The organism is Mycobacterium sp. TY814 (assembly GCF_030755175.1).
Classification (GTDB): domain Bacteria; phylum Actinomycetota; class Actinomycetes; order Mycobacteriales; family Mycobacteriaceae; genus Mycobacterium.
On record NZ_JAUFRY010000001.1, the window covers coordinates 2,248,317 to 2,264,985 of the forward strand.

Annotated in this window: 19 protein-coding genes and 2 riboswitches; of the genes, 7 read left to right on the plus strand and 12 right to left on the minus strand. The window is 67.7% G+C overall.

The features are described 5' to 3' along the window. Nucleotides 1–197 precede the first annotated feature (197 nt). Nucleotides 198–307: riboswitch (TPP riboswitch) on the plus strand. The 3 genes from thiC to QXH22_RS10010 all read left to right on the plus strand — a co-directional run bounded on the left by thiC (nucleotide 298) and on the right by QXH22_RS10010 (nucleotide 3,409). Beyond that, complete coding sequence (thiC, locus tag QXH22_RS10000; RefSeq protein ID WP_306242707.1) at nucleotides 298–1,950, plus strand: phosphomethylpyrimidine synthase ThiC; 1,653 nt, start codon at nucleotides 298–300, stop codon at nucleotides 1,948–1,950. Its footprint overlaps the riboswitch before it by 10 nt. Then, complete coding sequence (thiD, locus tag QXH22_RS10005; RefSeq protein WP_306275469.1) at nucleotides 1,947–2,777, plus strand: bifunctional hydroxymethylpyrimidine kinase/phosphomethylpyrimidine kinase; 831 nt, start codon at nucleotides 1,947–1,949, stop codon at nucleotides 2,775–2,777. Before thiC ends, thiD begins: the two co-directional genes overlap by 4 nt. Then, entirely contained in the window at nucleotides 2,774–3,409 is a 636-nt protein-coding gene (locus tag QXH22_RS10010; RefSeq protein WP_306242711.1) for an alpha/beta family hydrolase, read from the plus strand. Before thiD ends, QXH22_RS10010 begins: the two co-directional genes overlap by 4 nt. Here QXH22_RS10010 and QXH22_RS10015 read toward each other — a convergent pair. Then, nucleotides 3,306–4,586, minus strand: coding sequence for a TetR/AcrR family transcriptional regulator (locus QXH22_RS10015; protein ID WP_306275470.1), 1,281 nt, complete (start codon nucleotides 4,584–4,586; stop codon nucleotides 3,306–3,308). The genes QXH22_RS10010 and QXH22_RS10015 overlap by 104 nt on opposite strands. Before the next feature lie 188 nt (nucleotides 4,587–4,774). On the opposite strand from QXH22_RS10015, the gene QXH22_RS10020 reads away from it, so the two are divergent. Continuing rightward, complete coding sequence (locus tag QXH22_RS10020) at nucleotides 4,775–5,122, plus strand: hypothetical protein (RefSeq protein WP_306275471.1); 348 nt, start codon at nucleotides 4,775–4,777, stop codon at nucleotides 5,120–5,122. Between the two features lie 6 nt (nucleotides 5,123–5,128). Here QXH22_RS10020 and QXH22_RS10025 read toward each other — a convergent pair whose 3' ends face one another. The 6 genes from QXH22_RS10025 to QXH22_RS10050 form a co-directional block, all read right to left on the minus strand. Further along, nucleotides 5,129–6,595, minus strand: a complete 1,467-nt coding sequence (locus QXH22_RS10025; protein WP_306242717.1) for a peptidase — start codon at nucleotides 6,593–6,595, stop codon at nucleotides 5,129–5,131. Between the two features lie 86 nt (nucleotides 6,596–6,681). After that, the gene (locus QXH22_RS10030; protein ID WP_306275472.1) at nucleotides 6,682–7,146 is read right to left on the minus strand and encodes a DUF4190 domain-containing protein; all 465 of its coding nucleotides are present in this window, start codon (nucleotides 7,144–7,146) and stop codon (nucleotides 6,682–6,684) included. 69 nt (nucleotides 7,147–7,215) lie between these two features. After that, complete coding sequence (locus QXH22_RS10035) at nucleotides 7,216–8,688, minus strand: M28 family peptidase (protein ID WP_306275473.1); 1,473 nt, start codon at nucleotides 8,686–8,688, stop codon at nucleotides 7,216–7,218. Then, nucleotides 8,685–10,187 (minus strand): M28 family metallopeptidase, encoded by a 1,503-nt coding sequence (locus tag QXH22_RS10040; protein ID WP_306275474.1) that lies wholly within the window; start codon nucleotides 10,185–10,187, stop codon nucleotides 8,685–8,687. The genes QXH22_RS10035 and QXH22_RS10040 overlap by 4 nt, the downstream gene beginning before the upstream one ends. Nucleotides 10,188–10,223: 36 nt before the next feature. After that, the gene (locus QXH22_RS10045; RefSeq protein ID WP_306242726.1) at nucleotides 10,224–10,661 is read right to left on the minus strand and encodes a DUF2752 domain-containing protein; all 438 of its coding nucleotides are present in this window, start codon (nucleotides 10,659–10,661) and stop codon (nucleotides 10,224–10,226) included. A gap of 4 nt (nucleotides 10,662–10,665) precedes the next feature. Further along, nucleotides 10,666–11,007, minus strand: coding sequence for a CD225/dispanin family protein (locus tag QXH22_RS10050; RefSeq protein ID WP_055580426.1), 342 nt, complete (start codon nucleotides 11,005–11,007; stop codon nucleotides 10,666–10,668). Nucleotides 11,008–11,418: 411 nt separating this feature from the next. On the opposite strand from QXH22_RS10050, the gene QXH22_RS10055 reads away from it, so the two are divergent. Together QXH22_RS10055 and QXH22_RS10060 are read left to right on the plus strand one after the other, a co-directional pair. After that, the gene (locus tag QXH22_RS10055; RefSeq protein WP_306242729.1) at nucleotides 11,419–11,922 is read left to right on the plus strand and encodes a serine/threonine protein kinase; all 504 of its coding nucleotides are present in this window, start codon (nucleotides 11,419–11,421) and stop codon (nucleotides 11,920–11,922) included. A 70-nt stretch (nucleotides 11,923–11,992) separates the two neighbouring features. Further along, on the plus strand, nucleotides 11,993–12,511 hold the full coding sequence (locus QXH22_RS10060; RefSeq protein ID WP_306242730.1) for a serine/threonine protein kinase: 519 nt from the start codon (nucleotides 11,993–11,995) through the stop codon (nucleotides 12,509–12,511). 6 nt (nucleotides 12,512–12,517) lie between these two features. On the opposite strand, the gene QXH22_RS10065 is transcribed toward QXH22_RS10060, so the two are convergent. From QXH22_RS10065 to thiO, 4 genes are all read right to left on the minus strand, one after another. Continuing rightward, nucleotides 12,518–13,276 (minus strand): SGNH/GDSL hydrolase family protein, encoded by a 759-nt coding sequence (locus QXH22_RS10065; protein WP_306242731.1) that lies wholly within the window; start codon nucleotides 13,274–13,276, stop codon nucleotides 12,518–12,520. Beyond that, nucleotides 13,273–14,031, minus strand: a complete 759-nt coding sequence (locus tag QXH22_RS10070) for a thiazole synthase (protein ID WP_306275475.1) — start codon at nucleotides 14,029–14,031, stop codon at nucleotides 13,273–13,275. The genes QXH22_RS10065 and QXH22_RS10070 overlap by 4 nt, the downstream gene beginning before the upstream one ends. Next, entirely contained in the window at nucleotides 14,024–14,221 is a 198-nt protein-coding gene (thiS, locus tag QXH22_RS10075; protein WP_306242734.1) for a sulfur carrier protein ThiS, read from the minus strand. Before thiS ends, QXH22_RS10070 begins: the two co-directional genes overlap by 8 nt. Next, nucleotides 14,218–15,222, minus strand: a complete 1,005-nt coding sequence (gene thiO / locus QXH22_RS10080; protein WP_306275477.1) for a glycine oxidase ThiO — start codon at nucleotides 15,220–15,222, stop codon at nucleotides 14,218–14,220. The genes thiS and thiO overlap by 4 nt, the downstream gene beginning before the upstream one ends. Beyond that, nucleotides 15,213–15,330, minus strand: a riboswitch (TPP riboswitch). Its footprint overlaps the gene before it by 10 nt. Before the next feature lie 30 nt (nucleotides 15,331–15,360). Between thiO and thiE the strand changes: the two genes are divergently transcribed. Further along, entirely contained in the window at nucleotides 15,361–16,035 is a 675-nt protein-coding gene (gene thiE, locus QXH22_RS10085; RefSeq protein ID WP_306275478.1) for a thiamine phosphate synthase, read from the plus strand. Between the two features lie 44 nt (nucleotides 16,036–16,079). Here thiE and QXH22_RS10090 read toward each other — a convergent pair whose 3' ends face one another. Then, nucleotides 16,080–16,574: an NUDIX hydrolase gene (locus tag QXH22_RS10090; protein WP_306275479.1), complete on the minus strand. Its 495-nt coding sequence runs from the start codon at nucleotides 16,572–16,574 to the stop codon at nucleotides 16,080–16,082. Nucleotides 16,575–16,669: the final 95 nt, after the last annotated feature.

The window sequence follows — 16,669 nt, forward strand, 5'->3', positions numbered from 1 at the left end:
CGGCTACCGCGCGACGACCTGACCAGGCCCGTTCAATAACCATGCGGTAAGTCCGCAACTCTTCCCGGCGACAGTGAGCGCATGTCGTCGGTGATCACAGCTCCCGGTGGCAGCGGCGGCGCGACCTCCGCGCCGGGCTCCGGCGGTCGCCTGAAGACAGGGTGCGCCGCCCTGCGCTAGCGTGGGGGAATCCAACCGAAAATTCACGCGGGAGCGCAACCCTTATGCGCTGAGAGGACGGCTGGGGCCGTCGACCGTACGAACCTGACCGGGTAATGCCGGCGTAGGGAGATAGCGATGACTGTGACCGTTGAACCGTCAGCACCGTCCGTAACCACCGGCCCGATTGCCGGCAGCAGCAAGGTCTACCGGGATCTGGAAGGCTCGGAAAGCGTTGCCGGGATGCGCGTCCCGTTCCGGCGCGTGCACCTGTCCACCGGTGACCATTTCGATCTCTACGACACGTCCGGGCCTTACACCGACTCGGACGCCGTCATCGACCTGAACGCCGGCCTGCCGCCGCGGCCGGGTGTGGTGCGCGACCGCGGCACCCAGCTGCAGCGTGCGCGGGCCGGGGAGATCACCGCGGAGATGGCGTTCATCGCCGCCCGCGAAGGCATGCCCGCGGAACTGGTGCGTGACGAGGTCGCCCGCGGCCGTGCCGTCATCCCGGCCAACCACAACCACCCCGAAAGCGAGCCGATGATCATCGGCAAGGCCTTCGCGGTCAAGGTGAACGCCAACATCGGCAACTCGGCCGTCACGTCCTCGATCGCCGAGGAGGTCGACAAGATGGTGTGGGCGACCCGCTGGGGCGCGGACACCATCATGGACCTGTCCACCGGCAAGAACATCCATGAGACCCGCGAGTGGATTCTGCGCAACTCGCCCGTACCGGTGGGCACCGTACCGATCTACCAGGCGCTGGAAAAGGTCAATGGCGACCCCACCGAACTGACCTGGGAGCTGTACCGCGACACCGTGATCGAGCAGTGCGAGCAGGGCGTCGACTACATGACCGTGCATGCCGGCGTGCTGCTGCGTTACGTCCCGCTGACCGCCAAGCGGGTCACCGGCATCGTGTCGCGCGGCGGCTCCATCATGGCGGCCTGGTGCCTGGCACATCACCGGGAGTCGTTCCTGTACACCAACTTCGAGGAACTCTGCGACATTCTGGCCCAGTACGACGTCACCTTCTCCCTGGGCGACGGCCTGCGGCCGGGCTCGATCGCCGACGCCAACGACGCCGCGCAGTTCGCCGAGTTGCGCACCCTGGGCGAGCTGACCAAGATCGCGAAAGCCCATGGCGTGCAGGTGATGATCGAGGGTCCCGGGCATGTCCCGATGCACAAGATCGTCGAGAACGTGCGACTGGAAGAGGAGCTCTGCGAGGAGGCTCCCTTCTACACCCTCGGCCCGCTGGCCACGGATATCGCGCCGGCCTATGACCACATCACGTCGGCGATCGGCGCGGCCATCATCGCCCAGGCCGGCACCGCAATGCTGTGCTACGTCACCCCTAAGGAGCACCTGGGTCTGCCGGACCGCAAGGACGTCAAGGACGGCGTGATCGCCTACAAGATCGCCGCACACGCCGGCGATCTGGCCAAGGGCCACCCGCACGCACAGGACCGCGACAATGCGTTGTCGCAGGCGCGTTTCGAGTTCCGCTGGAACGATCAGTTCGCCTTGTCCCTGGACCCCGACACGGCCCGGGAGTACCACGACGAGACGCTGCCCGCCGAGCCGGCCAAGACCGCGCACTTCTGCTCGATGTGCGGGCCGAAGTTCTGCTCGATGCGCATCACCCAGGACGTGCGGGACTTCGCCGCCAAGCACGGGCTGGAAACAGAAGAGGACGTCGAGGCGATGCTGGCCACCGGCATGGCCGAGAAGTCGCGTGAATTCGCCGAGCACGGCAACCGGGTGTATCTCCCGCTCACCCAGTGACTTTCCTGCCCCTGGCGCCGCCGGGAACGACGCCGCTGCGGGTGCTGACCATCGCCGGATCGGATTCCGGCGGAGGTGCCGGCATCCAGGCCGACATGCGCACCATCGCGCTGCTCGGCCTGCATGCCTGCGTTGCCGTCACCGCGGTCACCGTCCAGAACACATTGGGCGTCAAGAGTTTTCACGAAACCCCTGACGACGTGGTGGCCGCGCAGATCGAAGCGGTGGTCACCGACATCGGCATTCAGGCCGCCAAGACCGGAATGCTGGCGTCGTCGGCCATCATCGAAGCGGTGGCGCGCACCTGGCGCGGGCTGGGCCTGACCATGCCCCTGGTCGTCGACCCGGTATGTGCGTCCATGCACGGAGACCCGCTGCTTGCCGCCTCCGCACTGGATTCGCTTCGCACTCAACTGTTTCCGATGGCCACCCTGGTGACACCCAATCTGGACGAAGTGAAACTGCTGGTCGATATCGACGTCATCGACACCGATTCCCAGCGCGCGGCCGCCCAAGCACTGCACGCCCTGGGCCCGCGCTGGACCCTGGTGAAAGGCGGGCACCTGCGATCGTCGGAGCGCAGTCGCGACCTGCTCTACGACGGCGTGGACTTCTACGAATTCGACACGCAACGACTGCCCACCGGCAACGACCACGGCGGCGGCGACACCCTGGCGGCGGCGATCGCCTGTGCGCTGGCGCACGGACACCAGATGCCCGACGCGGTCGCCTTCGGGAAGCACTGGGTGACCGAATGCCTGCGAGCCGCTTATCCGTTGGGCGGCGGGCACGGCCCGGTGTCGCCCCTGTTCCGGCTGCACTCATGAACGTCAACGACATCGACGGCATCGCCCACGAACCAGCCGGCACACCGCTCGGCGTGGCGGTCTTGACCCATGGGGCCGGCGGAAACCGGGATTCCGCTCTGCTGCAACGAATTTGCGACGAGTGGGCACGGCGGGGCTGGCTGGCGGTGCGCTACAACCTGCCCTACCGCCGGCGCCGCCCCAAGGGCCCGCCGTCAGGTTCGGCGATGGCCGACCAGGCCGGCATCGTCGAGGCGATCGAGTTGTGCCGCACCCTGGCCGGCGGACCGCTGATCGCCGGAGGACACTCCTACGGCGGCCGGCAGACCTCGATGGTGGTGGCCGCCCTGGAAGTCCCGGTTGACGTGCTGACGCTGTTCTCTTACCCGGTTCACCCTCCGGGCAAGCCGGAGCGCTCCCGCACCGAGCACCTGCCCCGCATCACGGTGCCCACAGTTTTCACCCACGGCACCTCCGATCCGTTCGGGACCATCACCGAACTGCGTGCCGCCGCGGCACTGATCCCGGCGCCCACCGAGATCGTCGAAATCACCGGCGCCCGGCACGATCTCGGCTCGAAGAGCCTCGACGTCCCCGCCCTTGCGGTCGACGCGGCGCTTCGTCTGCTGCACTCTCCGGGCCGAAAAGCGTGATCTCCATCAGCTTCCGCACGCACGCTTGCAGGTAGGCCGACTCACCCATCCGGCCCAGGTCCACCACCAGCGCCATCGCGGCGTGTACCAGGAACCGCGCCTGCGCCGGGCGCAGCGACGGCCGGTCGGCCGTCATCAGCCGGACCCACGAATCGATGGTCGACAGCTGTACGTTGTGCAGCAGCAGCTGATCGGCGGGCGTCAGGTTGGTCCGCTCGGTGTAGTAGACGGCGCCCAGTTCGGGGTTGGCGAACGACGTCGCCACGTACGCCTCGATCAGCAGCGTCAGGGCGTGCCGCGGTTCGGTCAGCGCACCGACCACCGGCGACAACTGAGCGGAAACCCGGTCGGCCGCCCGGCGTAATCCGGTCGCCAGGATCTCGCATTTGCCGGAGAAGTACCGGTAGATCCCGGACACCGGCACACCCGCCGCCTTGGCGATCTGAGCCATGCTGGTCTCGGCATAGCCGCGCTCTGTGAACAGCATCATCGACGCGTGCAGCAGCGCTTCGTAGACGCCGGCATCCTCGGTGAAGAGTCGCCAGGACGCGGCCCGCGGAACGACGTCGTGCGGCTGCGGGAGTTCGGCGGCGAGGACCGCGGACGCCGCCGCGCCGAACAGTGCCCGGATCTGATCGGCCGGCAGCCGCTCCGAGTGGTCGACGATGCTGCCGATCACGCTGAGCACACCGGCCGACAACAGCCACCGCTGGTCTGACCGCAGTTCCGGACGAATCGTCTTCAGCGGCTGCTGAATCCGGCGGTTGATCAGCTTCAGCTGCTCGGTCAGCTCGGCTTGGTCCTCCGCGCGCAGGTAACGCGCCTGCCAGCGGTACAGGCCACCGGACGCGCGGTTGTCCAGGGCTGCGTCGATGAGTCCGGCGATGATCCGCTCCTGCGTGAGCCGCGGGTCTTGATCGGCGTCGTGGCCGAGGTCGGTGGCATCGACCAGTTGGCGGCTCAGTGTCAGCACCGCCTCCCGGAACAGGTCGTACTTGCCCGCGTAGTGGCGGTACAGAGCGGGAGCGGACACCCCGACCTTGGCGGCGATGGTCTCCATGCTGACGGCGTGGTAGCCCTGGGCGCTGAACGCCTCGGCCGAGGCGCGGGCGATCTGGGCCTTGCGGTCTTTCGGCCGCCGGCGGACTTCGGGCGCAGCGCTCGACGGGCCGGACACCGCCTCACTTTAGCCGGAATCACACCGCCCCAAACCAGCGAAAACTACCCGAGCGCCGGAATCTGGATTAACATAGCCCCCTATTGAGGGGTGGTCCGATGGTTGGTCCAGCTGCTGGCCATCGGGCTTATCAATCAGCAACCATGCCTTCGCCGCACATCACTCATTAACATCTTCGGGGAGACGTTGTGAGCCGACGCCAGCTGCTCATCGGTGCCGCCGGCCTGGCCCTCGGGCTCATCGGCCTGGCGGCGCTGTGGTTTCCGGTCTACCTGGACCGCTTCGACGGCTACGGCATGCAGATCGACTGCGGTAACGGACTCGGTGTCCACCTGTCCCTGGCACGCGCCGACGACGGCGGCGCGGCGTCCCAGTGCGGCAGTGCCATGCTGGTCAGGCGGGTGTGGGCGATCCCCACGGTGGCGGTCGGAGCGATGCTGGTGGCCTGGTTCGTGGCGCAGTGGGCCCGCAGTGAGCAGACGAGCCCCGAGGATGCCGAGCCACAACACCACGTGCCGCATCCCGAGATCGCTTGACGCTGATCAGCCCGGGTAGCGGGAGAAGCACCCGTCCATCTCGCCGCCACCCACCCCGGCGCGGAACGCCGCGATCCGGGTGAAGCCGGCGGGGACGCTGATGCCGTCAGCGTCGCTGGCGACGATGTGGTTGGTGAGCAGCCCCGCTACGGCTTCGTCGAGGTCACCCGCCGTCAGTACCAGCGAATTGCCGGACGGCAACTCGATGTTCGACGCCATCTTGCGGTGCGCGAAGCCGGTGAGGCAGGCCGTGCGCAGCGCGGTCCACGGGCTCTGCATCGCCTGCCCGCGCTCGTGCTGCACCGCCAGCGCGTACCGGGACATCACGATCGACAGCGCGGTGTCGTCGCCCTGCGGCAGGCTGTGTTCCTTCTCTCCGGCTACTTTGCCCATCGTCGCCAGCGCGGGCAGATCCACGCTGATCGTGTTGGTGGCCGGGCAGTAGGACGCCGGCGGGCTGGGCTTGGCGTCCGAGCAGCCGCCGGCCTTCAAGACGAGCGTGGGCGGACTTTTGGGCGAGAAGATCTTGCCCATCAACTCCATCAAGGTCTTGAGGGTGTCTTCGGTGATCTCCACCTCGCCGGTCTCCGGGTTTCCACCGGTGTCCAACCGCAGCGCGGTCGGAAGATCGCCGCGTCGTTGCTCGACTTCGGCCTTGTTGATCGCCGCGCAAGCCGAGGTGCCCGTGATGAAGCCCATCTGGAAGGCGCTGACCCGGTCCAGTGCGGAGCCGTGCTCGTCATCGTTCTGGGAGTCGGCGTCCATTACCGGGTCACGCGTCGTGATGATCCCCGCGAGGACATGGTCGAGACCGTCGGCGGTGCTGATGTTGAAGCGTGGCGACTTACCGGAGGCCACGTTGTACATGTAGACGCCGGCGAAGCAGTCGGCCTGCTGCTCGCGAACGATGGTCGGGTCTTTCCTGGTGACCAGCTTGGCCATGGTCTGCAGCGCGTGCCCGAACTCGTGGGCCAGCACGCCGTTCACCGACATGTCGCCGAAGTACTTCTGGGCGACCGCCATGAATACGCCGCGGTCCCAGGCGATCATGTTGCACCGGGAGGTGAAGAAGGCGTTGACGAGGTCGTAGGTCTCGTTGTGGCAGACGATGGGGCTGTTCGGGTCGTTGGAGTCATACGACACCAACTTGTCGACGGGCTTGAACGACCCTTGCAGCGGTGCGGTGTAGTTGTTCTGCCAGTACTCCTCGATGTCGTTGATCGACAGCAGGGACAACTTGTCGATGGGCCCGTTGTTGGTGTTCAGCACGGTGCCTGTCGGTGCCGGTCCATTCGGTTTGGCCCCGCTGGGCCCATCGGTGGCCGGCAGCCCGCCCACCCGGAACGGATCGTTGAGGATCGACACCGCGCGTCCGGTGACCATGGTGGTACAGCCGGCCACCACCAGCACCGCGGACAGACAAGCCGTCAGGGCCCGTGCCGACGCGACCACCCTGCGCGAGCGCAATTTCATCCGATCAACCCCGTCCGCCGCCTGCACCGAAACTCATTCTAAATGGGCCGCAACCCGATAACCGGCACTTGGTGCCGCGACGCTTCCTATGCCGGGACTGGCCCCGAGAATGCTTGCCGCCCAAGGTCGATCAGTATCGCCGCGTCCTGTGCATTGCCGGAATTCGACGCCGTGAGGACGATCGCCAGGAAGAAGTAGAGCAGCATGATCGCCACCCCGACCCCACCGATGATGGTGCCGGCCAGCGCCAGCCCGCGCCCGCCCTGCCCGGTCTGCTTGATCTGGTTCAGTGCGATCAGACCGAACACGATGCCGAGGATCGGCCCGATGCCGCAGACCCAGCCCACCAGGGAGGACACCAGCGACGCGATGGCCATCGGGTTGGTGGTGCTCGACGGCGGCGGGGGGTAGCCGTAACCCGGTGCCGGATAGCCGTAACCCTGCGGCGGCGGGTATCCGCCCGGCGGCTGGTATCCGCCCCCAGGCTGGTATCCGCCCGGCGGCGGGTAGTCACCCGGTGGCGGCGGATAGCCCGGCGGTTGATCCGTCACAGGAAACCTCCTACGCGAAATGACGCTCTCGTCTGCGGTGATCTGGCCTGAGCCCGCAGCACACTCTACTCAGGAAACCCGGGTCCGATGGCGTTTGTCGTGCGGGGTCACGCCGTTGACGCCCCCGATCGACTCCGCATAGGTGCCGACCGCGAATGCCACCCCGGACCCCATCACGGCCAGCGCGTCGCGGTTGATTGCGTCGACGGTGTCGCGGGGGCCCTGATAATTGGGATCGAACGCGGCGCCCGGCTGTCCGCCCCACAGCCGTGCCTGCACCGTCGTTTTCGTCTGGGAGGCACCGGTGTTCATGCCTCCCACCGGCACACCGGCGACCAGGAACGGGTGGTAGTCGGTCCTGGTGTTCAGCGGCATGTCGGCCGGCCGTTTTCCGGCCAGGTTCAAGTAGCCGGCCAGGGTGCGCTCGATTCCGGCTGACCCTTCTGGAATGTCCGACGACGCAACGCCCGTCCCGGCCGGGCCGGACTGGTCACCGTCGTCGGTGAAGAATCCGGGGTTGGGCGATCCCAGCATGTCGAAGTTGAGGTACAGGGCGATGTCGTTGAGCGCGTCGTTGTCCAGCCCGAACACGTAATCCATCGAACCGTTGAGTCCGTTCTCCGCAGCACCCCAGAACGCGAACCGCACCGCGTTGGAGACCGGCGGCAGCGGGCCCAGCTGTAGCGCGGTCTCCAGCACCGCGGCCACTCCGGAACCGGCGTTGTTGATGCCCGGACTGTCAGCCGGGCTGTCCAGATGGGTGCCGACCATCACCACCTCATGGGCCGACCCGGTTTTGGTCTGGGCCACGACGTTTCGCGAGACGATCTTGACATTCTCCGCATCCAGCACCAACCGCACCGACGCGCCCGAGCGCGCCAGCGCGGCCGCCCCGTTGGCACCCACCACCGCGACCGGCACCGTCAGTTGGTTGTAGTAGCCGGCGTTGAACAGGGTGGCAGGCGCCCCCTGACCGGTGGGCTGGCTGGTCACGATCACCGCTGCAGCGCCCTTGGCCACCGCGGCGTTCTGCTTGTCGACCACCGAGCAGCGGGTGTCGTCGACGACGGCGATCGCGTCTTTGGGCAACGCCGCCGCATAGTCTGCGGCCGTACAGCCGGCCGCTTGGCTGGGGCGCACCGGCTGGCCGGTCAAGCCGCCGGGCGGTGTGCGCACCAGCAGTGAAGCCTGGTCCACAGCAAAAGCGCGGCCGCCGACCGTCACGGCCGGCTTGCCCTCGGACACGTTGCGGATTCGCTCGAACTGCGGCGTGGAAACGTCGAACCCCTTGGCACGCAATGCTTTCACCACATAGTCGACGCTCGCGTCATATCCCGGTGTGCCCGTCGTCCGGTTCCCCTTGTTCGCGTCGGCGATCTGCTGCAGCGCGCGCAGGTGGACGAACATGCCTTCCGTGGTCACCTTCGCAGCCAGCGAACGCCCGGGGTCGGGCGCGGCGGCCGGCTGGTGCGCCGTCGGGCGAGTCGTCGTGCACGCTGCAATGAGAAACGCCAGAAGCAGGACAGCGAGCGAACGTGTCATGGCTTGGCGAGCACGTGCCGCACCCGGTCTTCCATGACCGGAACACCGTTGCGCCCGCCCAGATCCTGGGCGTAGACCGCCACGACATAGGCGACGCCGCCACCCTGGATGCCCAGCGACGTCCGGTCGATGTGCTCGAGATTGTCGCCCTTCTGGTGATAGTTGGGGTCGAACGGCTCGTCCGCCTTGCCGCCCCACAGCTTGGCCTGGTCCTGGGACATCTTGACCTCGGCGCCGGAAAACAGCCCACCCGACGGGATGCCCGCCAGCGTGAACCCGTCGTAGTCGGAGCGGCCGTCGAAAGAGGTGTCCTGGGCGGTCTTTCCAGCCTGCTTCAGGTAGGCGACGAGGGTGCGCTCGATACCGGCCGACCCCTCGGGCACCACCGGCTGGCCACGCTGGTCCATCGGCAGCGACTGGTCCCCGTCATAGGTGAAATACCCGGGATTAGGCGAAGCCAGCATGTCGAAGTTCAGGTACAGCGCGATGTTCTTGAGGCCCTCGACGTCCAGCGATTCGACGTAGTTGCGGGATCCGATCAGCCCCAGCTCTTCGGCGCCCCAGAAACCGAACCGCACCGCATTGTGTACCTGCGGCGAATTGCCAAGTTGCACAGCGGTTTCCAGGATCGCCGCCACCCCCGACCCGTTGTCGTTGATGCCTGGGCCCTCCGGCACGCTGTCCAAATGTGCGCCGGCCATCACCACGTCGGTCGGTGATCCGGTCTTGGTCTGCGCGATCACGTTCCGGGCCTTGAAGCTCTGCGTGTTCGCGGCCAGTTTGATCGTCGCCGGGCCGGACTTGGAGCGTAGCTGGAAGCCAACCGATTTGGTGACACTGACCACCGGAATCTTCACCTCGGTGTTTGCTCCGAGCGTGCCGCCCATCGACTGCTCGTCGACGTTGTCGACGACGATCAGGGCTGCCGCGCCGCGCTGGGCGGCCGCGTCTTCCTTCTGCGCGAACTGGCAGCCGCCACGATCGACAACCACCACCGCGTCTCGCGTCGGCAGCTTGTCGTAGTCGGCCGGCGCGCAACCAGGGCTGTCGCCGGGGGGCGCGAACAGCAGCGGCCCCGTCACGCCGGCCTCGGAGGTGCCGAGGCTGTATTCCAGTGCCCGCGCGTCCGCGGTCAGGTCGCCGGCTGACACCGAACCCTTTTCGGAGTGGAAGACCCGAGCCGAGAACTCAGGTGTCTGCACGTCAAAACCGCTCTTGCGCAACGTCTCGACGACATAGTCGACGCTGGCCTCATAGCCCGGAGTGCCCACCGCACGCGTGCCGTTGTTCGCATTGGCGATGTCCTGCAGCTTGGTCAGGTGCGCCATCATCGCGTCGGTGGTGACTTTGTTGCGGATCGTGTTCGCGAACTCGCCCGCCGCCTGCCCGCCTCCGCCGGACCCGGCCTGGTTGGACCCCCGCCCGCAGCCCACCGCCAGGAATGCGACGATCGCAACGGCCGCCAGCACCGCCGTAATCATCTTCGTTTTGTGCACCATTGCGCCCACGTTAGACCAGAGGCGCGGCAGGCAATCTCACACGTACAGCGCGCTGAATGGGGCAAAGGGCAGATTTCGCACCACAAACCAGGCCACCACCAGCGACAGGGTCACGATGGCGGCCCAGCGATTGTGCTGCCAACCCCGGATCCGCCGGCCGGCCAGCCGGCCGTACGTCCACGCCAGGTACGCCCAGACCAGGAGTCCGACGGCCACCAGGCCGAGCGCGTTGAACTTGGCGGCCGCCAACACATCACCGTGCATGAGGCTGTACAGCATTCGCATGCTGCCGCATCCCGGGCAGTCGATACCCAGCAGCGCTTTGGTGGGGCAGGTTGGCAGCGGACCGTTCGGGGTCGTCGGGTCACCCAGCCAAATGCCGGCGCACGCCACAGCCGAGGCTGCGGCCACGAACACTGGGGCGCTCAATCGCGCACCCAGTTTCGCGGGCACCGACCCTTGGCGGGTCACCATCGGATCAGCCCAGGCTCAGTGCGTCGACCATCATCATGGCCGCCGAGCTGGTGTCGGTGTTCATCGCACCCAGCGCGATGATGACGCCGTAGATGACGGCGCCGACCACGCCGGCGATCACGGAGTACTTCACGAACTTCTTGGCGCTGTCTGCCGCCGCCTGTGCCTCGGCGTACTGACCCTGCGCCCACAAACCACTGACCTGCGTCGACTTGACGATCGCCACGATCCCAAGAGGCAGACAGCAGAACAGCGTCGCAAGGATCGACCAGACCAGGTAGTTGTCGGGCTGCTGGCCTGCCGGCGGCTGCTGCGGCGGGTAACCGGGAGGCGGTGGTTGTGTCATGGATTCTCCAGATCGAAATAGTTAGCTGGCGTGAAGCGAGGCTTACCATACCGGAGAGCAGTCTCGACGGCATCACCAATCTGAAATTGCTTTTGGGGCACCTCCGGCGCCGTCCCGGCGGTCGCGCCGGCACGGTGCTGCGGTGCCCCGGTAGCGGCGTCAAACCCCTTGCTAGAGCGTGATTTCCGGCCGCGGCGCCCAGCCGTATGAGTGGCCGCCGGATCTTCCGGCGCCGGTATTGATCGGTGCCCACACAGACAATTGCCGACGGAATGTATTGGGTTTCCGGGGCATAGCTCTACGATGCCAATTGGCATGAAAGCCCTGTTCTATGGCGAGTTTGAGAAATACACTCACCGATATCAAAGCAGTCGCAGGTGTCGGTCCGCCGACGTGTAAGGAGCCAAGGAGTTGTCTCACCTCAACACGGTGCTGCGCGCCGCCACGGCAGCAGCCCTCATGGGCGGCTTTGCCTGGCTAGGCACCGCCACGGCGAATGCCGACCCGAATGACACACTCGCCGGCTCCCTGTCAAAGGGCTACTCGATGAGCAACTGCACCGCCAAAGAGCCTCCCGCGGGTGTGCTGGCCGCCATCAACTGCGGACAGAACGCCGACGCCGCCGGTCCGGTCAAGGCGACTTACCTGCTGTACAACAACACCGGTGACCTCAACGGCGGTTTCACCGCCAGCATCAAGGACGAAAGCCTGACCGCCTGCGGCGACAGCGGACAGTCGCCCACCACGTGGCACACCGGCAGCGCGGGCGCCACTGCCGGACAGGTCGCCTGTGGGACCTATCAGGGTGCCGCCGAGATCATCTGGACCACCGACGCCAAGAATGTGCTGAGCTACATCCGGGGATCCAACACCGACGTGCAGGCGCTCTACCAATGGTGGCGCACCAACGGCTGATATTCGTTCGGCCGCAGAGACTTCCAGTGTGTCTGCGGAGCATTTCCTACAACCCTGAAGGAGCTGGAAAATGACCTATTTGAAGAACGCGCTGCGGGGCGTCACCACCGCGGCACTCGTCGGTGGTTTCGCCTGCACGGGCGTCGCCACCGCGTCCGCCGACCCCACCGACGCCTTCGCCGGCTCGCTGTCGAAGGGCTACTCCTCCAGTAACTGTGCCTCACAAGCGGTTTCCGAGGTGCAGTCGGCGTTCCCGACGGTGCAGGCGGTACTGGCCTGCGGGCAGAACTCCGACAGCAGCGGACCGGCCTCGGCGAAGTACTTCCAGTTCCCCAACAGCGCCGACCTCGCCAGCGCATTCACCAAACTCATTGGCAGCGACACGCTTACGAATTGCGGCGACGCGAAGTCGCCGACCGTGTGGCACCAGGGCAGCTCCACCGACTCAGCCGGCCAGGTGGCCTGCGGGACCGATGACGGTAAGGCCGAGGTCATCTGGACCGTGGACGCCAAGAACGTGCTGGCCTTCGTGCGGGCATCGGGCGGCGACACCTCCTCGCTCTACCAGTGGTGGCGCACCAACGGCTGAGCCCCGTTACAGCCGGCTCACTATCAGGTCAGCGACCGCCCGCATCCCCGCCTCGTTGGGATGTAAGGGAGCCGGCCGACCCGGCAGCGGCACACCGGATTTCACCGTCCAGGGTTGTCGCGACCACGCATGATGATCGCGGCTGGCCGCCGCGGCGGACACGACTTCACAGTCGGTCGCCGCGGCGGCCTTTGCCGTCAGATGCTCGAGAGTGGCGGCCACATGCCGGCCCAGATCGGCATGTTCGCCAGACAGCGGCGGCGCCGCCTGCCCGGCGGGCGGCAGCAGCGTGAGGTAGTCGACGAACAGTACCCGGGCCCGCGGGGCTCGCCCACGGATGGAGCGGCCCACCTCGCACAGCGAGTCGAACACCCGGCCCAGTGCCAGCTCGCGGGCATCGCGGTCCAGCAGATCGCTGATGCGGCCGCCGATCAGCGGCAGATGCCGGGTGACCGACGGCAGTGAGGCCGCCATCAGCAACGGCACATAGCCGACGTCATTGCCGCCGATGGTGACCGTCACCAGCGCTTCCGATCCGTCCAGCGCCGCGAGCTGCGGCGGCGCACCGTTCTGCCGTTCCGCCAGCACATGTTCGGTGGTGGCCCCCGAGTAGGTGACGTCGGTCAACTCGAGGCCGGCACGGGTGGCGACCAGATGCGGATAGTTGCGCGCCGAGCGGCCCGACCGCCATGGCGCACCGTCGGCACGCGGCCGGATACCGGGACCGGCGGCCATCGAACTACCCAGCGCAACATAGCGATTCATTTGGCGGGACTGGAAGCTTGGGCCCAGAAGCGCTTCGGGATCCGCCCGGCGCGGCGCGCCAGAAAACCCGCGGTGACCCCGGCGGCCATCGCCGCGGCCATCGCCGGCGGGTCGGTGGCGCGAGTGACCGCGGTGGCCAACAGCACGGCGTCACAACCCAATTCCATCGCCAGCGCCGCGTCGCTGGCGGTTCCGATTCCCGCATCCAGCACCACCGGGACACCGGCCCGGGCGACGATCATCTCGATGTTGTGCGGATTGGTGATGCCGAGCCCGGTGCCGATCGGCGAGCCCAGCGGCATCACCGCCGCGCAACCGGTGTCCTCGAGCCGTCGGGCCAGCGCCGGGTCGTCGTTGGTGTAGGGCAGGACCACAAACCCGTCATCGACCAATTGTTCTGCGGCACACACCAATTCGACCGCATCGGGCAGTAATGTGCGCTCGTCGGAGATCACTTCGAGCTTGACCCAGTTGGTGTCCAGCGCCTCGCGGGCAAGTTGGGCGGTCAGCACGGCCTCGGCGGCGCTGCGGCACCCGGCGGTGTTGGGCAGCGGGGTGATGCCCAACCGGTTGAGCAGGTCGAGCAGCCCGGTGCCGCCCTCGGCGTCGACCCGGCGAATCGCCACGGTGGTCAACTCGGTTCCGGAGGCGATCAGCGCCTCCTCCAGCACCGACAGGCTGGTCGCCCCGCCGGTGCCCATGATGAGCCGGGACGCGAAGCTGCGGTCCGCGATCGTCAGTTTATGGTCAACCACCTTGCACCGCCGTCACCACCTCTAATCGCGCGCCATCGAAAAGCGTTGTGGCCCAGGATGAACGGGGCAGCACCGCGTCGCCCATCGCGACCGCGACACCGCGCTCCGGAAAACCCAGCGAGGTCAGCAGAGCGCCCACCGTGGTTCGGTCGTCCACCTCGACCTGTTGCTCGTTGACCACCACGATCATGAACTGGCCCCCACCGGAAGGAGTTCGGCCACAATTCGTTCGGCGGTCCACGGGGCCAGCAGGAAGCCCGACCGGCCGTGGCCGGCGGCCACCAGGGTCCGCTCGTCGAGTCGCCGCACAATGGGCAGGTTATCGGGCGTCATCGGCCGCAGGCCAGCAGCACATTCGGCCAACTCGTACTCGCCGAGCGCCGGCATCACCGCGCACGCGTCGTCGAGCAGGTCACGTACGCCCGACACCACCGGCGCGGTGTCCCTGCCGTGCTCGTACTGGGTGGCACCCACCACCACGCCGTCCGCCCGCGGCACCAGGTAAACCTGACGCCCGTGCACGCGGGCCCGAACCACCCGGCCCAGCAACGGCATACAGCCCTTGCGCCAGCGCAACCGCAGCACTTCGCCCTTGACCGGACGCACCTGCAGGCCGGGCCACAATGAGGGCGCATCGATCCCGTTGGCGATCACCACCGTGTCGCCGTCCGCCGCACGCAGGTCGCCGACGGGTGCCGCCCACCGGACGCCGAGCCGCTCGCAGTCCCGGGCCAGCGCCTCGACGACGGCCCGGTTGTCCACCGCCAGCTCGGTGGGTGCCTGGAAACCATGCCGGATGCCTTGCGCCAGTAGCGGTTCCACGTCGCGGGCGGCCGACTCCCACACCACGGGGTGGCCCTGCTGCGACAACCAGTCGGCCACGGTGCGCAGATCGGCGACGTCGGCCCGGTCGACGGCCACCACCAGCGATTCGCGTGCGGTCACCACCGCCGGGTCCAGCCCGTCCAGGAAGCCTTCGCGCCACAGCCGCAGCGACTCCAGACCCAGCCGCAGCAGCCGTTCCTCACCGGGCCAGCCTTCGCTGTGCGGCGCGAGCATCCCGCCGGCCACCCAGGAGGCACCCGGTTCCTGACTGCGGTGCACCGTCACCGGCAAGCCGGCCCGGGCCGCGCGGCGCGCCACTGACAGCCCGATGACGCCGCCGCCGATCACGGCGACCGAATCCGGCATCCTGTGCTCCCTTCGCCGGCATGACCCGGATCAGGTGTGACGGTAAGGGCAGGTCCGCAGTGCCCACTCTCAGCCCCGCTGGTGCCCGGGACTCCCGTGTGTTCTTCAGACTCCACGCTAGCGCGCTAACGTCGCGGTGTGCAGGACCCCCTTTCCCGTCTCGTCACGGCACGGCTGTACCTGTGCACCGACGCGCGCCGCGAGCGCGGCGACCTGGCCGAATTCGCCGACGCCGCCCTGGCCGGCGGGGTCGACATCATCCAGCTGCGGGACAAGGGCTCGCCCGGCGAACGCCGGTTCGGCCCGCTGGAGGCACTCGACGAGCTGGCAGCCTGCGAAATCCTGGCCGCTGCGGCCCGCCGGCACGGCGCCCTGTTCGCGGTCAACGACCGCGCCGATATCGCCCGCGCCGCCGGCGCCGACGTGCTGCACCTCGGTCAGCGCGACCTGCCCCTGAACATCGCCCGGGACATCGTCGGACCCGGCACCCTGATCGGCCGGTCCAGCCACGACGCCGGCGAGGCAGCAGCGGCGGCCGCTTCCGCAGTCGACTATTTTTGCGTCGGGCCCTGCTGGCCCACCCCCACCAAACTGGGACGCCCGGCACCGGGGCTGGACCTGGTTCGCGCCGCTGCCGACCTGGGCACCGACAAGCCCTGGTTCGCCATCGGCGGCATCGACTCCCAACGGCTGCCGGAGGTGCTGGCCGCCGGAGCCCGCCGCGTCGTGGTGGTGCGCGCCATCACCGCGGCTGCCGATCCGAAAGCCGCCGCCGAACAGCTCAAACGGGCACTGACCACGCGCCCAGAGTGAATCTGGCGACGCACCAGCGGCGTGTCGCGTCGCCAGATTCACTCTCAGCGCGCCAGCGGCAGGCTGGCAAGCACGGTGCGCAGCCGGTCCCAGCTCGCCGCGAATCCCGGATGCAGCGGCAATCCGGCCACCTCGTCCTCGCCCACCCAGCGCAGCTCCGCGCTTTCCCGGTTGGGGACGGTCGCCAGCAACTCCCCCGCGTCGGCGACCACGGTGGTGTAACTCCACAGCGTGCCGCCCACGCCCGCGACTTCCGCGGTCACCAACGTGGTGCGCACCGTCAGCCGCTCGGCCACCAGGCCCGCCTCCTCCTGCGCCTCCCGCACCGCGGTCTGCTCGGGGGTCTCGTGACTGTCCCGGGCACCTCCCGGCAGACCCCAGGTACCGCCCTGATGGCTCCACACCGCCCGGTGCTGCAGCAGGACCGCGGGGGTCCCGTCCGGCAGCGGTGCCCGCAGTAGCAAGCCGGCCGCGCCATAGCGGCCCCAGTAATGGGCGCCGCGCTCGGAGATCACCCACCCGTCACCGTCGCCCTGCACGGATTCAGGATATGCACGCGACCCCGGTTAGGTAATTGGTCACGCCTCCCCCCATCCGCCGCGAGATGCTCTTAGAATTCGCTTATACGGGTTCG